The 19,396-nt window shown below is 72.3% G+C and carries 19 protein-coding genes and 2 pseudogenes; 5 read left to right on the top strand and 16 right to left on the bottom strand.

The annotated features are described in order from the left end of the window. Nucleotides 1–157: 157 nt before the first annotated feature. A complete protein-coding gene (locus tag ACFXGX_RS06675; protein ID WP_384785572.1) occupies nucleotides 158–1,756 on the bottom strand; it encodes a glycerol-3-phosphate dehydrogenase/oxidase in 1,599 nt (532 codons plus the stop codon). Then, a complete protein-coding gene (locus ACFXGX_RS06680) occupies nucleotides 1,753–2,352 on the bottom strand; it encodes a TetR/AcrR family transcriptional regulator (RefSeq protein WP_384785575.1) in 600 nt (199 codons plus the stop codon). The genes ACFXGX_RS06675 and ACFXGX_RS06680 overlap by 4 nt, the downstream gene beginning before the upstream one ends. Before the next feature lie 72 nt (nucleotides 2,353–2,424). On the opposite strand from ACFXGX_RS06680, the gene ACFXGX_RS06685 reads away from it, so the two are divergent. Together ACFXGX_RS06685 and ACFXGX_RS06690 are read left to right on the top strand one after the other, a co-directional pair. Further along, nucleotides 2,425–4,014 carry an FAD-binding oxidoreductase gene (locus tag ACFXGX_RS06685; RefSeq protein ID WP_384785578.1) on the top strand — a complete coding sequence of 530 codons (1,590 nt, stop codon included), beginning with the start codon at nucleotides 2,425–2,427 and terminating at the stop codon, nucleotides 4,012–4,014. Nucleotides 4,015–4,147: 133 nt separating this feature from the next. Then, complete coding sequence (locus ACFXGX_RS06690; protein WP_384785581.1) at nucleotides 4,148–5,029, top strand: diacylglycerol kinase family protein; 882 nt, start codon at nucleotides 4,148–4,150, stop codon at nucleotides 5,027–5,029. Nucleotides 5,030–5,058: 29 nt separating this feature from the next. On the opposite strand, the gene ACFXGX_RS06695 is transcribed toward ACFXGX_RS06690, so the two are convergent. Next, nucleotides 5,059–6,000 (bottom strand): Ig-like domain-containing protein, encoded by a 942-nt coding sequence (locus ACFXGX_RS06695; protein ID WP_384785584.1) that lies wholly within the window; start codon nucleotides 5,998–6,000, stop codon nucleotides 5,059–5,061. A gap of 390 nt (nucleotides 6,001–6,390) precedes the next feature. On the opposite strand from ACFXGX_RS06695, the gene ACFXGX_RS06700 reads away from it, so the two are divergent. Continuing rightward, the gene (locus tag ACFXGX_RS06700; protein ID WP_384785587.1) at nucleotides 6,391–7,185 is read left to right on the top strand and encodes an SAM-dependent methyltransferase; all 795 of its coding nucleotides are present in this window, start codon (nucleotides 6,391–6,393) and stop codon (nucleotides 7,183–7,185) included. A gap of 402 nt (nucleotides 7,186–7,587) precedes the next feature. Here ACFXGX_RS06700 and ACFXGX_RS06705 read toward each other — a convergent pair whose 3' ends face one another. The 11 genes and pseudogenes from ACFXGX_RS06705 to ACFXGX_RS06755 form a co-directional block, all read right to left on the bottom strand. Continuing rightward, nucleotides 7,588–8,115 carry a DUF6328 family protein gene (locus ACFXGX_RS06705; protein WP_384785590.1) on the bottom strand — a complete coding sequence of 176 codons (528 nt, stop codon included), beginning with the start codon at nucleotides 8,113–8,115 and terminating at the stop codon, nucleotides 7,588–7,590. A 42-nt stretch (nucleotides 8,116–8,157) separates the two neighbouring features. Then, nucleotides 8,158–8,484 (bottom strand): plasmid stabilization protein, encoded by a 327-nt coding sequence (locus ACFXGX_RS06710; RefSeq protein WP_384785594.1) that lies wholly within the window; start codon nucleotides 8,482–8,484, stop codon nucleotides 8,158–8,160. A gap of 303 nt (nucleotides 8,485–8,787) precedes the next feature. After that, the gene (locus tag ACFXGX_RS06715) at nucleotides 8,788–9,291 is read right to left on the bottom strand and encodes a DUF3618 domain-containing protein (protein ID WP_384785597.1); all 504 of its coding nucleotides are present in this window, start codon (nucleotides 9,289–9,291) and stop codon (nucleotides 8,788–8,790) included. Continuing rightward, nucleotides 9,288–9,659, bottom strand: coding sequence for a phage holin family protein (locus ACFXGX_RS06720; protein ID WP_384785600.1), 372 nt, complete (start codon nucleotides 9,657–9,659; stop codon nucleotides 9,288–9,290). Before ACFXGX_RS06720 ends, ACFXGX_RS06715 begins: the two co-directional genes overlap by 4 nt. A 262-nt stretch (nucleotides 9,660–9,921) precedes the next feature. After that, nucleotides 9,922–10,130 (bottom strand): annotated as a pseudogene (locus tag ACFXGX_RS06725) (LLM class flavin-dependent oxidoreductase); the annotation flags it as partial. A 140-nt stretch (nucleotides 10,131–10,270) separates the two neighbouring features. Then, nucleotides 10,271–10,612, bottom strand: a complete 342-nt coding sequence (locus ACFXGX_RS06730; RefSeq protein ID WP_384785603.1) for a hypothetical protein — start codon at nucleotides 10,610–10,612, stop codon at nucleotides 10,271–10,273. Nucleotides 10,613–10,679: 67 nt separating this feature from the next. Further along, nucleotides 10,680–10,898 (bottom strand): annotated as a pseudogene (locus tag ACFXGX_RS06735) (hypothetical protein); the annotation flags it as partial. 89 nt (nucleotides 10,899–10,987) lie between these two features. Beyond that, nucleotides 10,988–11,254 (bottom strand): hypothetical protein, encoded by a 267-nt coding sequence (locus ACFXGX_RS06740; protein ID WP_384785606.1) that lies wholly within the window; start codon nucleotides 11,252–11,254, stop codon nucleotides 10,988–10,990. A 410-nt stretch (nucleotides 11,255–11,664) separates the two neighbouring features. Further along, complete coding sequence (locus ACFXGX_RS06745) at nucleotides 11,665–12,720, bottom strand: NAD(P)/FAD-dependent oxidoreductase (protein ID WP_384785609.1); 1,056 nt, start codon at nucleotides 12,718–12,720, stop codon at nucleotides 11,665–11,667. Continuing rightward, entirely contained in the window at nucleotides 12,717–13,250 is a 534-nt protein-coding gene (locus ACFXGX_RS06750; RefSeq protein ID WP_384785612.1) for an isoprenylcysteine carboxyl methyltransferase family protein, read from the bottom strand. Before ACFXGX_RS06750 ends, ACFXGX_RS06745 begins: the two co-directional genes overlap by 4 nt. A gap of 40 nt (nucleotides 13,251–13,290) precedes the next feature. After that, nucleotides 13,291–14,349: a type III polyketide synthase gene (locus tag ACFXGX_RS06755; protein ID WP_384785615.1), complete on the bottom strand. Its 1,059-nt coding sequence runs from the start codon at nucleotides 14,347–14,349 to the stop codon at nucleotides 13,291–13,293. Between the two features lie 142 nt (nucleotides 14,350–14,491). Here ACFXGX_RS06755 and ACFXGX_RS06760 point away from each other — a divergent pair, with 142 nt between their 5' ends. Beyond that, nucleotides 14,492–15,364 (top strand): UbiA family prenyltransferase, encoded by an 873-nt coding sequence (locus tag ACFXGX_RS06760; protein ID WP_384785618.1) that lies wholly within the window; start codon nucleotides 14,492–14,494, stop codon nucleotides 15,362–15,364. A 157-nt stretch (nucleotides 15,365–15,521) separates the two neighbouring features. On the opposite strand, the gene ACFXGX_RS06765 is transcribed toward ACFXGX_RS06760, so the two are convergent. Both ACFXGX_RS06765 and ACFXGX_RS06770 read right to left on the bottom strand, forming a co-directional pair. Then, complete coding sequence (locus ACFXGX_RS06765) at nucleotides 15,522–16,127, bottom strand: lamin tail domain-containing protein (RefSeq protein ID WP_384785621.1); 606 nt, start codon at nucleotides 16,125–16,127, stop codon at nucleotides 15,522–15,524. Between the two features lie 784 nt (nucleotides 16,128–16,911). Then, a complete protein-coding gene (locus ACFXGX_RS06770) occupies nucleotides 16,912–17,115 on the bottom strand; it encodes a cold-shock protein (RefSeq protein WP_037751662.1) in 204 nt (67 codons plus the stop codon). A gap of 621 nt (nucleotides 17,116–17,736) precedes the next feature. On the opposite strand from ACFXGX_RS06770, the gene ACFXGX_RS06775 reads away from it, so the two are divergent. After that, a complete protein-coding gene (locus ACFXGX_RS06775) occupies nucleotides 17,737–19,248 on the top strand; it encodes a hypothetical protein (RefSeq protein WP_384785625.1) in 1,512 nt (503 codons plus the stop codon). Nucleotides 19,249–19,396 lie beyond the last annotated feature (148 nt).

The following is a 19,396-nucleotide window of genomic DNA, read 5'->3' on the forward strand; positions in this document are numbered from 1 at the left end:
GAGGGAGTTGAGCCATGTTGCGCCAACAGGGATCCGGCACGCCGACCCGAACACGATCGACGTCGCGGCAGGCGGCAGGGGTCCCGCACGCCGACCCATTCACCATCGAGCGACGGCGCGCCGGGACCCGTCGGCGCGATGCGGTCCCCGGCCCGTGTCAGGCGGACCGGACGGCGGCCTCGGCGAGGGCCTCGCGGGCCGCGGTCTCGGCGGCCGCCCGGTCCTGGGGGATCAGGCCGATGCGGGTGCGGCGGTCCAGGAGGTCGGCCTCGTCCAGGGCGCCCTCGTGCAGCACGGCCCACAGCAGCGCGGCCCGCGTGACGGGGTGTCCGGGCACCACGGCCGCGCCGAGCCGGGGGTCCCGGGCGGCGAGGGCGTGGACGGCGGGCGCCTCGGTGCCGTAGCGACGGATCAGATGGCCGGGGGCGGCCAGCGATCCGAGCCGGTGCGGGGCCGCCGCGCCGACCAGCGGCAGGGAGGCGGTCGTCGAGGGGCCGGCGCGCAGCCCCCGGGCCACGACCGCCGCGTCGACGGCGTCCTGGGCCATGCGCCGGTAGGTGGTGAGCTTGCCGCCGACCACGGTGGTCACCCCGTCGTCGGAGGTGAGGACGGCGTGCCGGCGCGAGATGTCGGAGGTGCGGGCGGCCCCTCCCGAGCCTCCGGGCGCGGTGTCGAGCAGGGGGCGCAGCCCCGCGAAGGCGCCGACGACGTCGTCGCGCCGCACCGGGGTGTCCATGGCGGAGCCGACGACGTCGAGCAGGAAGCCGATGTCCGACTCCGGTACGTCGGGCACGTCCGGGAGGTCCCCGTCGACGGGTTCGTCGGTCAGTCCGACATACACGCGGCCGTCGTCCTGCGGCAGGACGAGGACGAACCGGTTGGTCTCGCCCGGGATGGGGATGTGCAGCCCGGCGGGCAGCGGTCCGAACAGGTCGGCGCGCAGCACCAGATGGGTTCCCCGCGACGGGCGGATACGGATGCCGTCGACGAGGTCGCCCGCCCAGACGCCGGACGCGTTGACGACCGCGCGGGCCCTGATCTCACCCTCCTCCCCCGTCAGTTCGTCGCGGACGCGGGCGACGGTCCCGCCGGTCTCCAGAACCCTGACGCGGGTGAGGATCTTCGCGCCGTGGGCGGCGGCGGTGCGGGCGAGCGCCGTGACGAGCCGGGCGTCGTCGGTTACCTTGCCGTCCCAGGACAGCAGACCGCCGCGCAGGCCCGCGGGACGCACCGACGGCGCCAGGTGACGGGCCTCCACCGCGGAGAGGCGGCGCGGCGCGGGCAGGGTGGCGCGGGAGGTGCGGGCCGCGAGGCGCAGGGTGTCCCCCGCCCGGAACCCGGCCCAGGCGAGGGAGGCCTGACCGCGTGACACCAACGGCGTCAGGGGCAGGACGAAGGGCTGGGCGCGTACGAGGTGGGGGGCGGTGCGCTCCATGAGGACACCGCGTTCGACCGCGCTCTCGTGGGCGACGTCGAGCTGCCCGGAGGCCAGGTACCGCAGTCCGCCGTGGATGAGTTTGGAGCTCCACCGCGAGGTGCCGAAGGCGAGGTCGTGGGCGTCGACGGCGACGACGCTCAGGCCGCGCGCGGCCGCGTCCAGGGCGACTCCGGCGCCGGTGGCGCCGAGTCCGACCACCAGGACGTCCACGATGTCGCCGCCCACGGCCTCGGCCAGTTCACGGCGGCGGCGGGCGGCGGAGAGCGAGGATCCGGGCGCCGGGGCCGCCGGGCCGGACGGACTGCTCGTGGGACTCATGGCGTGAGGGTCCTCTCCAGAAGGGTGCGCAGTTCGTCGAGAAAGGCCGTGCTGGTCAGTTCGGGGTCGTCCTCGTCGGTCATGGTCCGCAGCGACAGGGTGAAGGACTGGACCACGAGCAGCACGGCGCGGGCCTGCCTTCTCGTGGGGGCGAGCCGCACCGAGCCGTCGGCGTGCCCCTCCGCCAGGGCGTCGGCGAGGAGTTCCAGGAGGGCTTCCTGACTGGCTCCGCGGCGGTCCAGTACGTAAGGGAGCAGGAGTTCGGGGTCGACGTCGATGATCTTGCGGAAGAGCGGGTGGGCCCGGAAGCCCTCGACGCCGGCCACGAGACCGTCCACGATCTGGGCCCGCGTCGGCTTGTCCGGGTGGGGCTCGGGCATGGCGCGGGTCGCCACGTCGATCCACTCACGGGTCATCAGGTCGCCGACCAGCGTGCGCACATCGGGCCAGCGCCGGTAGAGCGTCATGCGCGAGACACCGGCGCGGCGGGCCACGTCGGTGAGGGTCGTACGCCGGACTCCGACCGCCAGGACGCAGTCGCGTACGGCGTCGAGGACGGGGTCGCCGTCCGAATGCTTGTGACGAATAGGCGTCATGTGTAACAGTGTAACGCCCTGTGCGGCCGTCCGGGAGACGGCACGTCCCGACCGACCGATGAGGACTAGTTCATGGACATGCTGTGGAGTGGCTGGGGCGACCCCGCCAAGGCGGCGCCTTTGCCCGACTCGGTGACCGGCCTGCTGCGGGATCTGCTCGGCGTCAAGCCGCGGGACACCGCCCCGCACGCCCTCGAGGAGATCTCCGTCCCCGAGCCCCCGCCGGCCGCGATGCTGGACGCCCTGGCGGCCGCCGTCGGCGGCGCGGAGCAGGTGCGTACGGACGCGGAGACCCGGATCAGGCACACCCGCGGGAAGTCCACGCCCGATCTGCTGAAGATCCGCGCGGGCGACGCCGGGAACGCCCCCGCGGCCGTCGTGCTGCCCGCCACCCACGACGAGGTGCTCGCCGTGCTGCGCGTGTGCGCCGAACACGGCCTCGCCGTCGTCCCGTTCGGCGGGGGCACCTCCGTCGTCGGCGGCCTCGCCCCGGAGCGGAACGCCTTCGTCGCCCTCGACCTGCGCCGTATGAACGCGATGCTCGGCATCGACCCCGTGTCGCGGACCGCCACGCTCCAGCCGGGCCTGCGCGCTCCCGACGCGGAGGCACTCCTGGCCGAATACGGCTTCACGCTCGGGCACTTCCCCCAGTCCTACGAGTGGGCGACGATCGGCGGGTTCGCCGCCGCCCGGTCCAGCGGCCAGGCCTCAGCCGGCTACGGCCGCTTCGACGAGATGGTCCTCGGGCTCACCCTCGCCACCCCGGAAGGCACCCTGGACACGGGCCGCGCCCCGCGTTCGGCGGCCGGCCCCGATCTGCGCCAGCTCATCCTCGGCTCCGAGGGCGCCTTCGGGGTCATCACCTCCGTCACCGTACGGATCAGGCCGGTGCCACAGACCCGCGTGTACGAGGGGTGGCGGTTCGCCTCGTTCGAGGAGGGCGCCACCGCTCTGCGCCGGCTCGCCCAGGACGGACCGCGTCCCACGGTGCTGCGGCTGTCCGACGAGACCGAGACCTTCGTCGGACTCGCCCAGCCCGATGCCATCGGTTCGGCCGACGGGCCCACGATCGCGGGCTGCACGGCGATCGCCGGGTTCGAGGGGACCGAGGAGGAGACCGCGCGCCGCCGCGAGGAAGCCGCGGTGGTCCTGCGCGCGGCCGGAGGCACCTACCTCGGTGCCGAACCCGGCGAACGCTGGGCGCACGGCCGCTATTCGGCGCCGTATCTGCGCGACGCGCTGCTCGACGCCGGGGCCTTCGCCGAGACCCTGGAGACCGCGACCTTCTGGTCACGCGTTCCCGAGCTCTACGCCGCCGTGCGTGGCGCCCTGACCGAGACGCTCTCCGCCGCGGGCACCCCGCCCCTGGTCATGTGCCACATCTCGCACGTGTACGAGAACGGCGCCTCGCTCTACTTCACGGTGGTCTCCGCGCAGGGCGAGGACGCCGTCGCCCACTGGGCACCGGCCAAGGAAGCCGCGAACGAGGCCGTGCTGAGCGCCGGCGGGACCATAAGCCACCACCACGGGGTGGGAACGGACCACCGTGACTGGTATCTCCGGGAGGCGGGACCGCTGGGCGTCGAGGCCCTGCGGGCCGTCAAGGAACGGCTGGACCCCGACGGCGTTCTCAACCCCGGGATCCTGCTGCCGCTCGACTGACGGCCGCCGCGATGATCCGGCGGCGGCCGGGGGCCGCCGCCGGATCCTCCGCTCCCGCCGGCCACCCCGACGCCGTGCACCGCTTCACCCTCTGCCCGCTCCGTTCCACCCGTCACTGCCCGGAGGCACACCGATGCGACAGTTCACCGCGGTCGTCAATCCCACCGCGGGCGGCTCCACCGGGGCGGCGGCGCTGCTCCCGGTCGCCCGCCTGCTGCGGGAGGCCGGAGCCGGCCTGGAGACCGAGTACAGCCGCAGTCTGGCCCACGCGCGGGAGCTCGCGCTGCGCGCCGGGGAACAGGGCCGGGTCGTGCTCGCCGTGGGCGGCGACGGGATCGCGGGCGGGATCGGCGGCGCGCTGAGCGGGACGGACACCGTGCTGGGCCTGGTCCCGGCCGGGCGCGGAAACGACTTCGCCCGCGCGCTGCGCCTGCCCACCGCGCCCGAGGACCTGGCGCGCGTCCTGCTGCACAGCGAGCCCCGGCGCGTCGACACCATCGAGGTGGAGTCCGCGGTGCACCCGCGCACCGTGGTTCTCGGCAGTGTGTACGCGGGCGTCGACGCGCTGGCCAATCAGCACGCCAACCAGGCACGCGTGCTGCGCGGGGCCGCCTCGTACTACGCCGGCGGTCTGCGCGCGGTCACCGGGTGGCGTCCGGTGTCGTACCGCGTCACCGTCGACGGGGAGGAACACTTCCACCGCGGCTACACCGTCGTGGCCGCCAACTCCGCCTACTACGGCTCCGGGCGCATCATCGCCCCGGCGGCACTGACGGACGACGGCCTGCTGGACATCGTGATGATCCGCCAGGCGCCGCGCCGGCTGTTCTTCACCCTCATGAACGAACTCAAGACCGGCGCGCACACCGCGCGGCCGGAAGTGGTGATCCTGCGGGGCCGGGAGATCCACATAGAGGCGGACCGGCCCGTGCCCTACGGCGCCGACGGGGAGGTCGAGGCCACCCTCCCCGTCACGGCCCGGGTACGGCCGGGTGATCTGGCGATGCTCTTCTGATCATCCTGGCCCGGGCACACCGCCCTTCGTCAGCCCGCGGTGGTCTCTCCGGCCGCGCTGCCCGCCAGCCACTGGTCCCAGCTCAGGTTGAACGAGGCGAAGCCGTTGTCGGCCGGGGCCTTCGCTCGCGGGGAGCCGGTGACGGACACCGGGTCGCCCTGCTTGACCTGGCCGTAGAACCACTTGGCGTCGCCGATGGAGAGGTGGACGCAGCCGTGCGAGCCCCGGGCGCTGCCGCTGCCCGGGTTCGGGTCACCGGTCGAGTAGTGGACGTAGGTCCCGGACTGGGTCAGGTGGACGTCCCAGGGAAGGGTCAGGTCGTAGTAGTTCGCGTCGCCCTTGTTGCAGCTGATGCCGACGCTGCAGGAGGTCATGTGGACCTTCTCCTGCTTGTCGATCACCGCCATCACGCCGTTCCACGTGGGGTATTCGGCGCTGCCCGCGTTGATCGAGAGGGTCCGGACCGCTGCGCCGTTCTTGGTGACCTTCATCGTGTGACCGGTGACGGAGACATCCGCGCGGACGTCGTCGCCGACCGTGAAGTCGTGGACGTAGGAACGCGTGCCGTAGCGGCCGTTGCCGTTCGCGACACCCTTCAGGTCGGCGGTGACCTTCACCTTCGTACCGCTCGCCCAGTACGACTTGGGCCGCCAGTCGGCGCGCCGGTTCCCGAACCAGTGCCACGCGCCCGTCATCGGCTGGGAGCTGGTGACCTTCATGTGCTTCTCGATGCCGGCGCGGGCCTTCTGGGCCACCGGATTGGTGAAGATGACCGAGACCGGCATCGCGACGCCGACCGTGGCCCCGGTCTGCGGCGTGATCGTCTCCAGCAGCATCGGCGGCCCGGCGGGCTTCGATGGAGACGGCTTCGCGCCGGCAGTCGGCTTCTTCGCCCCGGCCTTTCCGTCGTCTGAACTCGCCTTCGGCGTACCCCCGCCGCAGGCGCTGGCTCCCGCCAGCACCGCAACCATGACGAGTGCCGTCGTTATCCCGCTACGTCGCTTCACTTTTACCCCGGCTCACAATCGTGCCTGCCTCACTGCTCTTTTGGACTACGAGTACGGCTCCACGGTTGCAGTGGATGTGTAAAGCGCGATTCAAAACCCGACTCGGGAGGCTCTCGCCCGCACGAATCGGACGGGACGCGCCGGCGGTTCCGCTCACGACGACCGTCCCCGGCGGGTCACCCCTCCAGCTGGCGTGCGGGCGCTCGCAGGCCCCTCCGCACGCCGCCCGGCCCGTACCGCGCCGGCCCCTCGGCACCCTCCCAACTCCCTTACCGTGCCGACCACATGGCTGGTTCCGAGTAGGATGATCGAACACTTGGCCTGCCGCGTTTCCGTGGTGCGATGGGAGCTAGCATGACGATCGACCGACAGTCGTTTCCGCCGCTCGACACCAGCAAGGCGCATCCCGCGCGGGTCTACGACTGGCTGTTGGGCGGCAAGGACAACTACCCGGTCGACGAGGCGGTGGGAGAGAAGCTTCCGCCCGAGGCCAGGGACGCCGCCCGACAGAACCGCGAGTTCATGCACCGGGCGTCCGCCTGGCTCGCCGGCCAGGGCATCGACCAGTTCCTGGACATCGGCACCGGCATTCCCACCCAGCCGAACCTGCACCAGATCGTCCAGAACATCACGCCGTCGGCGAAGGTCGTCTACACCGACTACGACCCGATCGTGCTGCGTCACGCCGAGGCGCTCCTGGTCAGTCGGCCCGAGGGCGTCACCGACTACATACAGGCCGATGTGCGGCGACCTGACGAAATCGTCCAACACGCCCGCCACGTACTGGACTTCAGCCGTCCGATCGCGCTGTCGCTGATCGCGCTGATGCACTTCATCCCCGACGAGCAGGACGCCCACTCCATCGTCCGCAACCTGGTCGACACGCTGCCGTCGGGCAGTTACCTGGTGTTGTCGCACGCCTCCTCCGACGTGTTCCCCGAGCTCTCCGCCCAGGTCACCGCCGAGTACGCGAAGGGCGGCATCCAGCTCGGCTTCCGTACCCGGGCCGAGGTGGAGCGCTTCTTCGAGGGCCTCGACCTCGTCTCCCCCGGCCTGGTGACGGCGACGCAGTGGGCCCAGTCGGGCAAGATACCGGCACCGGCGCCGGAGGACAGCGGCATCTACACGGCGGTGGCCCGCGTTCGCTGAACGGCACGGGGCGGCGGATCGCTGAACGGTACCGGGGGACGGCGGAGGTGCCGCGCCCCCGGCGTTCCGTGCGACGCGGACCGGTATCGCGTCCATGCGGGTGGCGTATGGGGCGGCGGCGAGCCCCTGACGGCATGACGGGCGTTGTGCAGGATGCCAACTCACGCTCCGTCAGAGAGGACGTCCCGTGCGTCGAACCATGCTGTTTTCTGTCTGTGCTCTCGTCGCCGCAGCCGCCACCGGGTTCTTCACCACCAGCGCCATCCGCAACCGCTGACACCGAGACGCCCCGCGCGGCTCCGGCCGGCGCGCGATCGGACGGCGCGGACCCGGCGGCCGCCGGGTGGGACGGCCGGAGCGGCCGTCCCATCCGGGGCATGTGCCGGGGTCGGTTCGGCCGGTTCAGTCCGTCCCACCGTCGTCGGCGCCGGAGCCGTCGGGCGCGCGGCGCCCCAGGCGTATCCGGAGAACCGTTGGGATGACGAGCCACCAGAGGATGTACAGCCCCGCCACGCCCGCGACGATCCAGGGCACGTACCCGTCGTCGTCGGTGGCCGTGCGCAGCACCAGCAGCAGGGCGGCGGTCATGGTCAGCAGCAGGAGCAGCAGGCCGAGCAGGGTCAGCCTGGACGCCCACACGACGGCCTCCGGCTTGATGAAGCGGCCCGTCACGATGCGGTGGAACGCCACCGGGGCGACCAGCGCGCCCACGGCCGTGGCGCCGAGGACGATCGTCACCATGTACAGCGTCTGGTCCGCGTCGGACAGCCGCCGGTAGGACGGCTGGAACACCACGGTCAGCAGGAAGCCGAACAGGATCTGCACGCCGGTCTGGGCCACGCGGATCTCCTGGAGCAGGTCGACCCACTTACGGTCGGCCCGCTCCTCGGGCGACTCGTCGCGCCCGTCCGTTTGTACGTCACCCTTCATCGGCGGTCTCCCTCCTCAGTGTTCGGTGCCGCTTTATGTCCCTCAGCGGCCCAGTGCGTTCTTGAGCTGCTGCTTACTCATGGACGAGCGCCCGTGGACGTCGCGTTTCCTGGCCTCTTCGTACAGCTGATCCCTGGTGGGGCCCTGCGCGCCGGAGTGCGAACGCTCGCCGCCCCGCTGCGACGCCGACTTGGGGTCGCGCAGCGACGCCTTGCTCGCCGTCTCGGACTCGCCCGCCCTGGCCCGTTCCTTGTTGACCGTGCGGGCCGCGATCTCCTCGGCACGCCTCGTGGACTCCCCGCGCTCCCGCGCGCTCTCCTTGATGTGTTCGTACTGCCGCTCGCGCTTGCTGTTCGATCCTGCTGGCATGGTGCACCTTCTTCCTGGACGCGGCCTGTCCGTGGGTGGCATGTACGCGGACATCGAGTACCCGCGATGGTCCGCGGGATCACAGGTCAAGCGGGAACGGGAGCACCACTCCTCGTTCGACAGAACGGGTTCCCGGCGGCAAACCGGCCAAACGGGACCTGGCGACTCCAGGGGAGTCGCGGATCTCCGGGAACGGGGGAAGTCCCCGCGCCGTGAGGGCACGGGGACTTCCCTGCGACAGGGGACACCGGCGGACGGAAGCACCGCGCTTCGCACCGGACGGTGTTCCGCGCGGCCGTCCGTTCACCCCTTCCGGTGGCGGACGGCCAGCCATACGAGGACGGCGGCGCTCGCGGCCGTCAGGATCAGCGCCTGGTTCTCGCGTGCCAGCCGCACCCCCTGGGCCGTCTGCTGCCGCAGCGGTTCCGGGGCCTTCTCCTGCCACACGCCACCGGCCTTCGCGGCCGTGTCCCGCACCTGGTTCGCCGCCTGGGCCGCCCGGTCCCTGACCGGGTCGGGCACCTTGTCCTGGACGGCGTGCGCGGCCTTGGACGCCCTGGCCCTCAGCTCGCCGGCCTTGGCCGCGGCCTGCCCTGCCACCTCGGCGGTCTTCTCCTTGGCCTGCCCGGCCACCTCCACGGTCCTCTCCTTGACCTCGACGCCCTTGTCCTTCGCACGGGCCTTGACATCGGCCTTGTCGGCCAGTGCCTGGACCGTCTCTCCCAGCTCGGCACGGGTCCGCTCGACCTGTTCACGCACCTCGCGGGGTGTCGTGGCCGTCTGCTTGCCGTCGGACGGTTCGCTCATCGGTGGGCACTCCTCTTGATCTCGGCGACGTCGGCCTTCACGTTCTCGATCGCCTGCTCCGGCTTGGGCGGTGCCGCCCGGCCGGCCTGCTTCTTCCCGGTCAGCGCCATGGCGGTGGCGACGGCGCCCAGCACGGCGGTGACGATCAGGGCCGCCGCCCACACCGGCAGCGGTACGGCCAGCGCGGCGATCGCGGTGGCCACGAGGGCCTGAAGGGTCAGGAAGCCGACCACTCCCGCGCCGCCGAACAGACCGCCGCTCTTTCCGTAGCGCCTGCCCTTCTCCTTCATCTCCGTCTGTGCCAGACGGAGTTCGCCCCGCACCAGTTCGGTGAGCTGCTGCGAGGCCCGCTGGACCAGCTCACCCACCGGCTCCGATCCGTTCCCTCGTGTCCCCTCGGCTGTTCCGTCGCTCCGCGCCCGTACATCCGACACGGTGATCACCTCCTGTCCGATTTCGATTCGGGCCGGGGCACTGCGGCGTGCTCCGGCCGTCGCTGAGACACCGGGTACCCCGAACCCGGCCGTCCAGGGCAGGTCCGGTCATTCCCGGTCGGCGAAGACGCCGGTGTCCAGGTGGTCGAGGAGGTCCGCGACATCACGGTGGACCGCCCCGGCACCCGCCTCCTTATGTCATGAGCGGGATGCGTCTGTTTGCCTGCGCGGCCGTGCCGAGCACGCTCCACGCGTACGGCGCGTGTCCTGGGAGCCCAGCCAGGGGAAGCAGTGGTCGGACGTGACGGAGAAGTCGAATCCGGCTCGTTCGGCGCGCACCACTTGGTCGACGAGTTCGCGCGGGCCGGCCTGCTCGGTCATCATCGTGTACCCGATCTGCACCATGCCGCTCTTCTCCTCCGTGGGACGGGTGGCGGAACGTTCGGCGCGGGGCGGTGAACGTCCGCGTACGGCGGCGCCGAGCCGGCGTACGACGGCGCCCAGGGTTCTCCGGCCCCGCGTCGGCCCCGCGTTCTTCGGCCCGGCTACCGTTTGGCCCCGAGCCGCAGGTCGACCTCCTTCTGCCGGTCCCCGGACGCGGTGCCCCGCTCCTGCACGGCGAACGCGCCGTTCAGTGCCTCGCGCAGCAGGTCCACGGCGAGACAGCCGCCCTGCAGCGTCGCGCTGACCGGGCCTTCCAGCGGGGTCGGACCGGTCGGGATGCGGTCGTCGGCGGGCGCGATCTCCGCGGTCCACACCGCGGGACGCGAGCCCGGCGGGTCCTCGGGGACGTCCAGGGGCCGGTCGGTGGGGAACGCCGTTCGCAGCACGTCGATGACGCTGGCGGCGTCCTCCCTGGACGTTCCGGTGAGGGAAACGGTGACCACGGGTCACTCTCCTTTCCGCTGGGGTACGACGGTGTATTGGGGGTCTTGCCGAGGCGATCCCCGCCGCGAGGACGCCGAGCCCGGTGAACAGCTTCTTGATCAGGCAGTTCTCCTCGTCGTCGAGGTTCGCGCCGCCGAGGCCGGCGATACCGGCGATGCCGCCGATACCGCCGATGCCGAGCGTGCGGGCGGTGCGCGGCCCGTCCTTCTCCCACTCCCAGATGCGGCGCCGGGTCTCGACCACTCGATCTGGACGACCTTGTCGTCCTTGACGTAGATCTGCCGGTGACTCCTTTCCGGCAGCCGGGTTCGGTCGGCCGTCGCGGGCCTCGCTCCCCACGTCACCCGCCAGGGCGCTCGCGGCGCGCGAGGGCGTCAGCCGGACGGCTCGTCCGGGACCGGGTGCTCGGGACGGGAGCTGCCCGAGTGCGGGGCGCCCCTGCGGCCGGTGCCCGCCTCGTCCGTGTCGGGGACCTCCGTGTCGGGCTTCTGCGAGCCCTCGGCTTCGCCTTCCGCGCGGCCGCGCTCCGTCCCGAACCGGCGGCTCTCGCTCGGCTGCCGGGGTACGCCGACGATGTCCAAGGGGTCCTCGTCGGGTGCCGCCTGCTGATCGGGAAGGTCCCTCGGTATGGGCTTCGGCATCGGCCCCTCACCGGTCCCTGGGCCTTGCGGGCGGGGCTCGCTCACGGCGTCCTCATTTCCTTGTACGGGTGTGGCGTGACGCGCAAGTACCCCTCTCGTTCCTGATGATGCAGGCGATCGCCTGACCGTCCCGCGTCAGACCCGGCGCCGGGAGTCCCGCGCGTTGGAAGGGCCCGCGCGCACGGCACCAGCGGATGCCCGGCCCTGAGCCCGTGGCCGCAGGCAGGCGCTCCAGCGCGGGTCGCGGCCAGGTACCTCCGGCACAGACCAGAGCCGGACCATAGCCAGACCAGAGCCAGACCAGAGCCAGACCAGAGCCCGGCCCGAGGCGGTGCCTGCGGCGCAGACCGCGTGGGAATCCCTCCCCCGGGAGCCCGAACCCGGAGCGGCGGGTACGGGCGCTTCGCCTGCTACTGCAGCGCGCGGACCGCGGCGGTGAAGAGTGGGGGAAGGCGGGACGCCGCCGGGACGACCAGGCGGGCGGTGCCGGGGTGGCGGCTCGCGGCCAGGAGGGCTCCGGTCAGCAGGCGGTGGCGCCGGGTGAGCAGGGCCCACGCCCGCTCGTACTCCCGTACCCGCCCCGCCGCGAGGCAGCGGACGGCGGCACCGGCCGTCGCCAGGCCGAGGGCGATCCCCTCTCCGGTGAGGGCGTCGACATAGCCCGCCGCGTCGCCGACCAGCAGGACGCGTCCGGCGACCCTGCGGCGCACCCGCTGGAGCAGCGGCCCGGCACCTCGCACGCCCGTGGCTCCTGCCCCGGCTCCGGCTACCGCCCCGGCCCCGGCCCCGGCCCCGGCCGCGCGCAACGACGCGGTGAGATCCGGAAAGTCGCGCAGGTGCTCGTCGTATCCGCGCCGGACCCGGCTGAGGACCGCGACGCCGACCAGGTCGTCGGCGACCGGGGTCACGTAAGCCTCGCCGACGCCGGACCAGTGGACCTCGACGAAGTCGGTCCAGGGCTCGACGCGGTAGTGCCGGCGCAGCCCGTAGCGCCGGTGCGCGCCACCGGGCAGTTCCAGCCCCAGGCCGCGGCGGACGGTGGAGTGCAGACCGTCGGCGGCGATCAGCCAGCGCGCCGTGAGACCCGCGGCGCTGACCGAGTCCGCGCTCTGGCGCACCTCCCCCACCCTGCCCGGCACGATCCGTACCCCGAGGCTGAGCGCGCGCTCGTGCAGCGCGCGGTGCAGCTCGGTACGGCGGATGCCCCGGCCACCCGGGCCGTGGAAGGACGCCTCGGCGCGAGCGGTGCCGGCCACGTACCGGATTCCGCGCAGCTCCCTCCCCGCCGGCTGGACGCCCAGCGCCCTCAGCCCGGCGACACCGCTCGGCATGACGCCCTCCCCACAGGCCTTGTCCACGGGGGCGGTCCGCGGCTCGACGACCACCGCCTCCAGGCCGGCCAGCGCGCTGTGGATCGCGGCGGCCAGACCGGCGGGGCCGCCCCCGGCCACCAGGACGTCGATCACGCCGGAACGGACTCGAACGAGGGAGCCACACCGGCCAGAGCCCGGTTCTCGCACCGGATGCGTACCGTGAGCACGGCGGCGTTGGCCAGCGTGAAGACGACCGCCGTGACCCAGACGGTGTGCACCAGCGGAAGGGCCACTCCCTCCGCGACGACCGCGACGTAGTTCGGATGCCGCAGCAGCCGGTAGGGGCCACGGGCCACGAGCGGCAGACCGGGCACGACGATCACCCGGGTGTTCCAGCGGAACCCCAGGGTGGCGATGCACCACCAGCGCAGGGCCTGAGCGCCCATGAGTACGGCCAGCATGGACCAGCCGAGCGCCGGGACGAAGGGCCGGTCGGCCAGCCACACCTCGGCCGGGCAGCCGAGCAGCAGGGCGGTGTGCAGGGCGACCATCGCCGGGTAGTGGCCCCGGCCCGCCTCGATCGCGCCGCGCGCTCTGCTCCAGCGCTCGTTGCGACGGGCGACGACGAGTTCGCCGACCCGTTCGGCGGCGACGGCGGCCACCAGCAGTGCGTACCAGTCCATGTGTCCGTGTCCCACCGTTCCATGTCGTGCGCCGGGCGGCCTACCAGCGCAGCAGCACCATCTCGCAGGCGAAGCCGGGTCCCATCGCCAGCAGCAGACCCGGGGTGCCGGCGGGCGGGCGGCGGGTGGCCAGGGTGTCGCGCAGGACGTGCAGCACGGACGACGAGGAGAGGTTGCCCACATCGGCCAAGTGACGCCACGTCACATCCAGTGCGCCGTGCGGCAGTTCGAGTGCTTCGGCGACGGCCTCCAGGATCTGCGGCCCGCCCGGGTGGCACACCCACGCGCTCACGTCCTTCGTCTTCAGACCGTGGTCGTCCAGGAACCCCTGGACGTCGTCGGCGAGATGACGGCGCACCACGTCGGGGATCTCGGCGTCCAGAACGACCTGGAAGCCCGAATCCTTGACCTCCCAGCCCAGGATGCGGCTGGTGTCGGGATACAGCCGGCTGCGTGTGTCCACGATCGTGGGGCCCCCGGCTTCGCCCGTACGACGGGAACCGCACGCCACCACCGCGGCGGCGCCGTCACCGAACAGACCGGTGGCGACCAGGTTGGCCAGGGAGGCGTCGTCGCGCTGGAAGGTCAGCGAGCACAGCTCCACCGACAGCAGCACCGCCACCTGTTCGGGGCGGCCCAGCAGACAGTCGTGCATCCGGGCCAGACCCGCGGCGCCGCCGGCGCAGCCCAGGCCGAACATCGGCACGCGCCTGACGTCCGGCCTCATTCCGAGCCGGCCCGCCACCCGGGCGTCGACGGAGGGCGCGGCGATGCCCGTGACGGAGGTGAAGACCAGCAGGTCCACGTCGGCCGCGGACAGACCGGCCAGACGCAGTGCCCCCCGGACGGCCTTGGCGCCCATGTCCGTAGCGGCCTGGATGTAGACGTCGTTCGCGGCGCCGAATCCGTTCAGTGCCTCGTACTCTTCGAGCGGGAGTGTCATGTGGCGGCCGCGGACCTTCGCGGCGCGGTGCAGCCGGTCGAGCGCGTGGCGGTCTGCTCCGTCGCGCAGACATCTGCGGGCCACCATGTCGGTGATCTCGGACTGGTCGTAGCGGTGCGGCGCGAGGGTTCCGTGAACAGCGGCGATCCGCGTCATTGGGCTCCCGTCCGAACCGGCTGGGGTGGGCTGCCCAACAGGCCTTCCCCGGACCGGCGCCGCGCCACCAGGGATCGCCCGTCCGGCCGTTCCTCCCGTGGCGCGCCCCGGGCGCCTGGACGCGGCCTCCTACCATCGGCGGGTGGGTACTCCCGAGCACACGACGGCCGGTGACAGCGCGCGGCGCGGGAGCGGCCTGCCGGCCGGTCTGGCCCGGGCGTGCCACCCGGGCGCCGTCGTGGCCGTCACCACGCTGACGGCGGCCCTGGCCGTGATCAGCGGCCGCGGCCCCGGGGGTTGCGTGCTGGTGTGGGCCGCGGTGCTCGCGGGTCAGCTGTCCGTCGGCTGGTGCAACGACGCGTTCGACGCGCGGCGGGACATCGCGGCCGGCCGCCTTGACAAGCCCGTCGCGGACGGCGCCATCGGCGTGGGCCGGGTGTGGGCCGCCGCGTACGCGGCGCTGGCCCTGTGCGTACCCCTCTCGCTCTTCTGCGGCCTCTGGGCGGGGGCCGTGCACCTGGGGGCGGTCGGTGCGGCGTGGGCGTACAACCTGCGGCTCAAGAGCACCCGTTGGTCCTGGGCACCCTACGCGCTGGGGTTCGCCGCGCTGCCCGCCTTCGTGAGGCTCGGGCTGCCCGGCCATCCGTGGCCGCCGTGGTGGGTGCTCGGCGCCGGGGCACTGCTGGGGATCGGAGCGCATCTGGGCGATGTACTTCCGGACATCCGGGACGATCTGGCGACGGGGGTGCAGGGGTGGCCGCAGCGCCTCGGACCGGACCGTGCGCGGCTGCTGCTTCCGGTGCCGCTGGTGATCGCGTCGGCGCTGCTCGCCCTGGGGCCCCCGGGACCGCCCGGCCGACGCGAGGTGACGGCCCTGGCCCTGGTCCTCCTGGTGGCGGTGACGGGGACGGTGCTGGGACGGCGCCGGGAGCGGCTGGCGTTCGCGACGGCGGTCGTCGTGGCGGCGGTGGATGTGAGCCTGCTGCTCGGCGGCACCGGGATGGGGCCCGTCTGAGACACCCGGACACGCGGAAGACCCGCACCGTGGGGTGCGGGCCTTCCTCAGCGAAGCCGTCCGGCGGGCCGAGTGATCACGGGGTGTGGCGGCGTCCGGCCATCGGCCGGTCATCCACCATCATCCGGCCCTGAACGGGCGTGCCGTCAGGGGTTGTTCAGTGGCCGCCGTGACCGCGGTGGTCGTCGCCGCCGTGACCGCGGTGGTCGTCACGGCCGTGACCTCGGTCGTCACCGTGGCCGCGGTGGTCACCGTGGCCGCGGTGGTCGTCACGGCCGTGACCTCGGTTGTCGTCGCGGTCGTGGTGCCGGCCCCAGGAGACACTGTCGACGAAGCGGCCGCGCTCGGTGCGCAGCGTGGCGGCGTCGGAACGGTTGTCCCAGACCTCGTTGCGGCGGTCCTGGTAGAGGTCACGGCTGGTGTCACGGCCGTAGCCGGTGTGAACGCGGACGGTGGTACGACCGCCCAGACGGTAGTGGTTGAAGGTGTAGTGGTTGCCGTCACGGTCCGACAGCGTCCAGCCGTCCAGGTTGATGCCACGGCGCCCCGAGTTGGTGATTTCCACCCACTCCGCGTTCAGAGAACGAGCGGAGCGGTCATCAAAGCCCGGCGCGTCGCTCTGCACCCTGCTGATGGCGACGTGCGAGCGGTCGAAGCGCGGATCGGCGGCCGAGGCCGACACGGACGCCGAGCCGACCAGAGCGCCGGCCGCCAGAGCGGCGGCCACCATCCGACGGGCACTGACAGACGTGGAAACGGACATGAATGCTCCTCAAGGTTCGAGAGCCGGCACACCCCGTGCGGGCGCCCCTTTCGGGGAACCCGCACGGTGCGACCCTGTGCGAGTCCCGGCCCGGTGGCCGAGGACTCATAACTTGCTGCACATCCACGTCCAAGACGGGCGACACCCGACCGCTGTTACGAATTACGGACATGTCGGTTACAGATACTTGTATCGGCCCTTTAACTGCCGAAAGCCGATGAGTGATGGCTCGTCATCGCCAACTCCCGTACTCCTACAGCATTTAGGGCATAGCCGGTCGTCCTCCACGTCAACGCAGCACAGCGGGCGGTCACTCGAAAGTGAGTAACGTCGTTCCGGTGCGGATCGGCCTCTGTGACGGCCTCAGGAGCACCCCGGAAGAGCGGGAGTTGGGAGAGCGGAATCCGGGATCCGGGTCCGCGGGGCGGAGGCCCGGGAAGCGGAGACACCGTGGATCCGGTGAGGGAATCATCGCCGCGACGAGCGGGCATCGGCGGGACCGTCGTCGGCGGCCGGACCGCAAGAGGTCGTGCGCCTCGGCACGACCCGCGCGAGGTGCTGGGGCGCTGACGAGGGCGGACAGCCGCCACGGGGGCCGTCGGAGCATCGGCGCCGGAGGCGCCGGAAAGGGCGGTTACGTGTCCGCCCACGGGCGTGTCGCACGCTGCCGCTGTGTCAGTACGCGGCCCGGCCGCCCCTCTTGGGGAGAACGGCGGGCCTTCGCCGTCCGCACGGCGCCTCGATCGTGAATGTCCGACGAGGCGCCGCGCGGCGTGACGCGGGGTCAGGCGGGGGTGATGTTCTCCGCCTGCGGGCCCTTCTGGCCCTGCGTGATGTCGAACGTCACGGCCTGGCCTTCCTGGAGCTCACGGAAGCCACTGGCGTTGATGTTGGAGTAGTGCGCGAAGACGTCGGGGCCGCCGCCGTCCTGCGCGATGAAACCGAAACCCTTTTCGGCGTTGAACCACTTGACAGTTCCGCTGGCCATGCCAGTGCCTCTCACTCGATGACGGGTCCGCACCGCGCGGACCCGGAGGTAGTCGTCCTGGTCCTCGGGCACTGCACAGCAAAACGCCCGCACCACGGCGCGGGCAGGTACTGCGAACCACGACATCTGCCGGCGACGTTACACGGCGAAAGCGCCTCTCACCAGAGAGCGAGGGCCGTCAGGTGGAGCGCCACTACAGCCACACACGCCCCATCGAGGCTCGATACCCGCGCACGGCCGCGGTCATCGGCGACGTCGGAACGCGGCCGGCCCATGGCCCAGGGTCACGAACCACCCGTCAGGTCGGCGCCGAAAGGGAGCACCGGCCATGTCGGGCCCACGTGACGCAGAACACGACGCGAAAGCCCCGACCGAGACGTCGATGGCGCCGGCCGGCGCGGTGAGGGGCAGGTGGCGCGACGTGCCGGGCGGGTGGCGTGACGTGGGGGACGGCTGTCGACCGGTGTGGTGGATGGGTCGTACAGGCTCGATGCGGGCTCTGTCGCGAGTAACTGACTGTCCGTACGCTGACAAGTCAGGTAGCTTCAGGCGTGATCGACGGGGGGAACCGTCATGTCCTGGGATCATCAAGGTGCTGGTGACGGCTTTGTTGTGCCGCCGATGCCGACCGCGCCACCGCCCGGTCCGGCTCATCCGTGGCGGGCCGTCGCGGTGGCGTTGCTGAACCTCAGCGGGCTCGGGCTCGGTTATGCCGTCGTGCGCCGCTGGGCGCTCATGGCCGTGTGCTGGGTCGCGACGGGGATCCTGCTTCTGGTGGCGCTGCCCGCGGACCCCGACGGGGTCCCCGGTACGGCCGTCGTGCTCTACCTCGTCTTCCTGGTGCTGGCCGCCGCGCACGGCGCGTCCGTGGGCCTGCGGAGCCGTCTGGCACTGCTGCCGAGCGCCTTGATCGCGGCGGTGCTCGGCCTCGTCCTGCTGGCCGTGCCCGCCACCGGCGTCGTCCTGTACGACGGAGCGCGCGACGAGGCGACGGAGCAGATGCTCCTCGACCGGCTCGACCGGGCCGACAAGTTGGTCGTCCGGTCCGGGAAGTCGGACTTCGCGAGCGGCGAGGCCGGCTATCGCCGTGCCCTGGCCGCCTACGGCGCGCTGCGTGACGACCACCCGGACTCTCGCGCGGCCCGGCGCGTGCCCGGCCGGCTCAAGACCTACTACGCCACCGTCGGCGCCCCGTTCGCACGCAAGGACTACTGCGCCGCCGTACAGCCCTTGAAGTACCTCCGTACGGTGCCGGGCACCATGGACAAGAAGGCACTGGGAGGTCTCGCCGACTGGCCCGACGACCGGCTGGCGACGTCGCTCTACGAGTGCGCGGCGGCGTCCCTGCGCGGCGGGGAGGCGGGCTGGACCGCGCAGTTCGGCGAGCTTCTGTCGACCTTCCCCAAGTCCGCGCAGTCCGCGAAGGTCGAACCCGCCGTGAAGAGCGCGGTCGACGAAGCGGTCGGCTCGGTGGGCGGCGACGACCCCTGTACCGCCGTGAAGCAGCTCGACGGCCTCGCCACCCAGGTCCGGGGACTGCCCGGGGACGAGGCCGGTCTGTCCGACACCCTCGGCAAGGACGCCGACCGGGCCTCGGGCAGCGCGCGTACGGGCGCCTACGCCTGCGGCGTGGACCAGTACAAGGACAAGAGCTTCAGCGAGGCCGTCACCACCATGAACGACTTCGCCAAGAACAACCCGCACCACAAGAACCGGGCGCGGGCCCAGAAGATCGCCATCGCCGCGGAGGTCGCGCAGACCGTGCCCGCGGCCGGCAAGCGTCTGCCGACCACCGCGTCGGGCGGGAGCATCGCCGTCACGGTCAAGAACGACAGCCCCGACGAGATCACGGTCCTGTACACGGGACCTGTGACGGGGAGCTTCAACCTCAAGGCCTGTGGGAACTGCACCTCGTACTCGCTGGGCAGCACCCTGGGGATCGGCTTCAAGCCGTGCAGCGACAGCGGCAAGCACTACCCGCAGCGGACCATCCGGCTGCCCGTCGGCACCACTTACTTCGTGCACAAGTCCCATAGCGCCACGGGCAAGTCCCCCGCCTCGGACACCGCCAAGCTGTCGCCGGGCTACATCTACACGGAGTGTGCGTACACCACATCGGGCTTCGGCTACTGAGGCGATGGCGGGGCGCCCGGCACAGGACCGGGCGCCCTGTCATCGCCGCAGGCCATGCCCCCGGGGGAGCACCTCACAAGCCCCGTGGTGGCGGTGTGTGGAGCGTGTAACCGCTGGTGATCGAGCCGTGTGACAACCGCGTAATGGG

Origin of the sequence: Streptomyces sp. NPDC059371 (assembly GCF_042751995.1) — a bacterium.
GTDB lineage: Bacteria > Actinomycetota > Actinomycetes > Streptomycetales > Streptomycetaceae > Streptomyces.

Coding starts and splice junctions, on each gene's coding strand:
- ACFXGX_RS06715 (WP_384785597.1), bottom strand. CDS start 9,291: ATGAGCGAACCGTCCGACGGCAAGCAGACGGCCACGACACCCCGCGAG.
- ACFXGX_RS06705 (WP_384785590.1), bottom strand. CDS start 8,115: ATGAAGGGTGACGTACAAACGGACGGGCGCGACGAGTCGCCCGAGGAG.
- ACFXGX_RS06680 (WP_384785575.1), bottom strand. CDS start 2,352: ATGACGCCTATTCGTCACAAGCATTCGGACGGCGACCCCGTCCTCGAC.
- ACFXGX_RS06700 (WP_384785587.1), top strand. CDS start 6,391: ATGACGATCGACCGACAGTCGTTTCCGCCGCTCGACACCAGCAAGGCG.
- ACFXGX_RS06750 (WP_384785612.1), bottom strand. CDS start 13,250: ATGGACTGGTACGCACTGCTGGTGGCCGCCGTCGCCGCCGAACGGGTC.
- ACFXGX_RS06770 (WP_037751662.1), bottom strand. CDS start 17,115: ATGGCCAGCGGAACTGTCAAGTGGTTCAACGCCGAAAAGGGTTTCGGT.
- ACFXGX_RS06765 (WP_384785621.1), bottom strand. CDS start 16,127: ATGTCCGTTTCCACGTCTGTCAGTGCCCGTCGGATGGTGGCCGCCGCT.
- ACFXGX_RS06685 (WP_384785578.1), top strand. CDS start 2,425: ATGGACATGCTGTGGAGTGGCTGGGGCGACCCCGCCAAGGCGGCGCCT.
- ACFXGX_RS06740 (WP_384785606.1), bottom strand. CDS start 11,254: ATGCCGAAGCCCATACCGAGGGACCTTCCCGATCAGCAGGCGGCACCC.
- ACFXGX_RS06675 (WP_384785572.1), bottom strand. CDS start 1,756: ATGAGTCCCACGAGCAGTCCGTCCGGCCCGGCGGCCCCGGCGCCCGGA.
- ACFXGX_RS06695 (WP_384785584.1), bottom strand. CDS start 6,000: ATGGTTGCGGTGCTGGCGGGAGCCAGCGCCTGCGGCGGGGGTACGCCG.
- ACFXGX_RS06755 (WP_384785615.1), bottom strand. CDS start 14,349: ATGACGCGGATCGCCGCTGTTCACGGAACCCTCGCGCCGCACCGCTAC.
- ACFXGX_RS06775 (WP_384785625.1), top strand. CDS start 17,737: ATGCCGACCGCGCCACCGCCCGGTCCGGCTCATCCGTGGCGGGCCGTC.
- ACFXGX_RS06690 (WP_384785581.1), top strand. CDS start 4,148: ATGCGACAGTTCACCGCGGTCGTCAATCCCACCGCGGGCGGCTCCACC.
- ACFXGX_RS06710 (WP_384785594.1), bottom strand. CDS start 8,484: ATGCCAGCAGGATCGAACAGCAAGCGCGAGCGGCAGTACGAACACATC.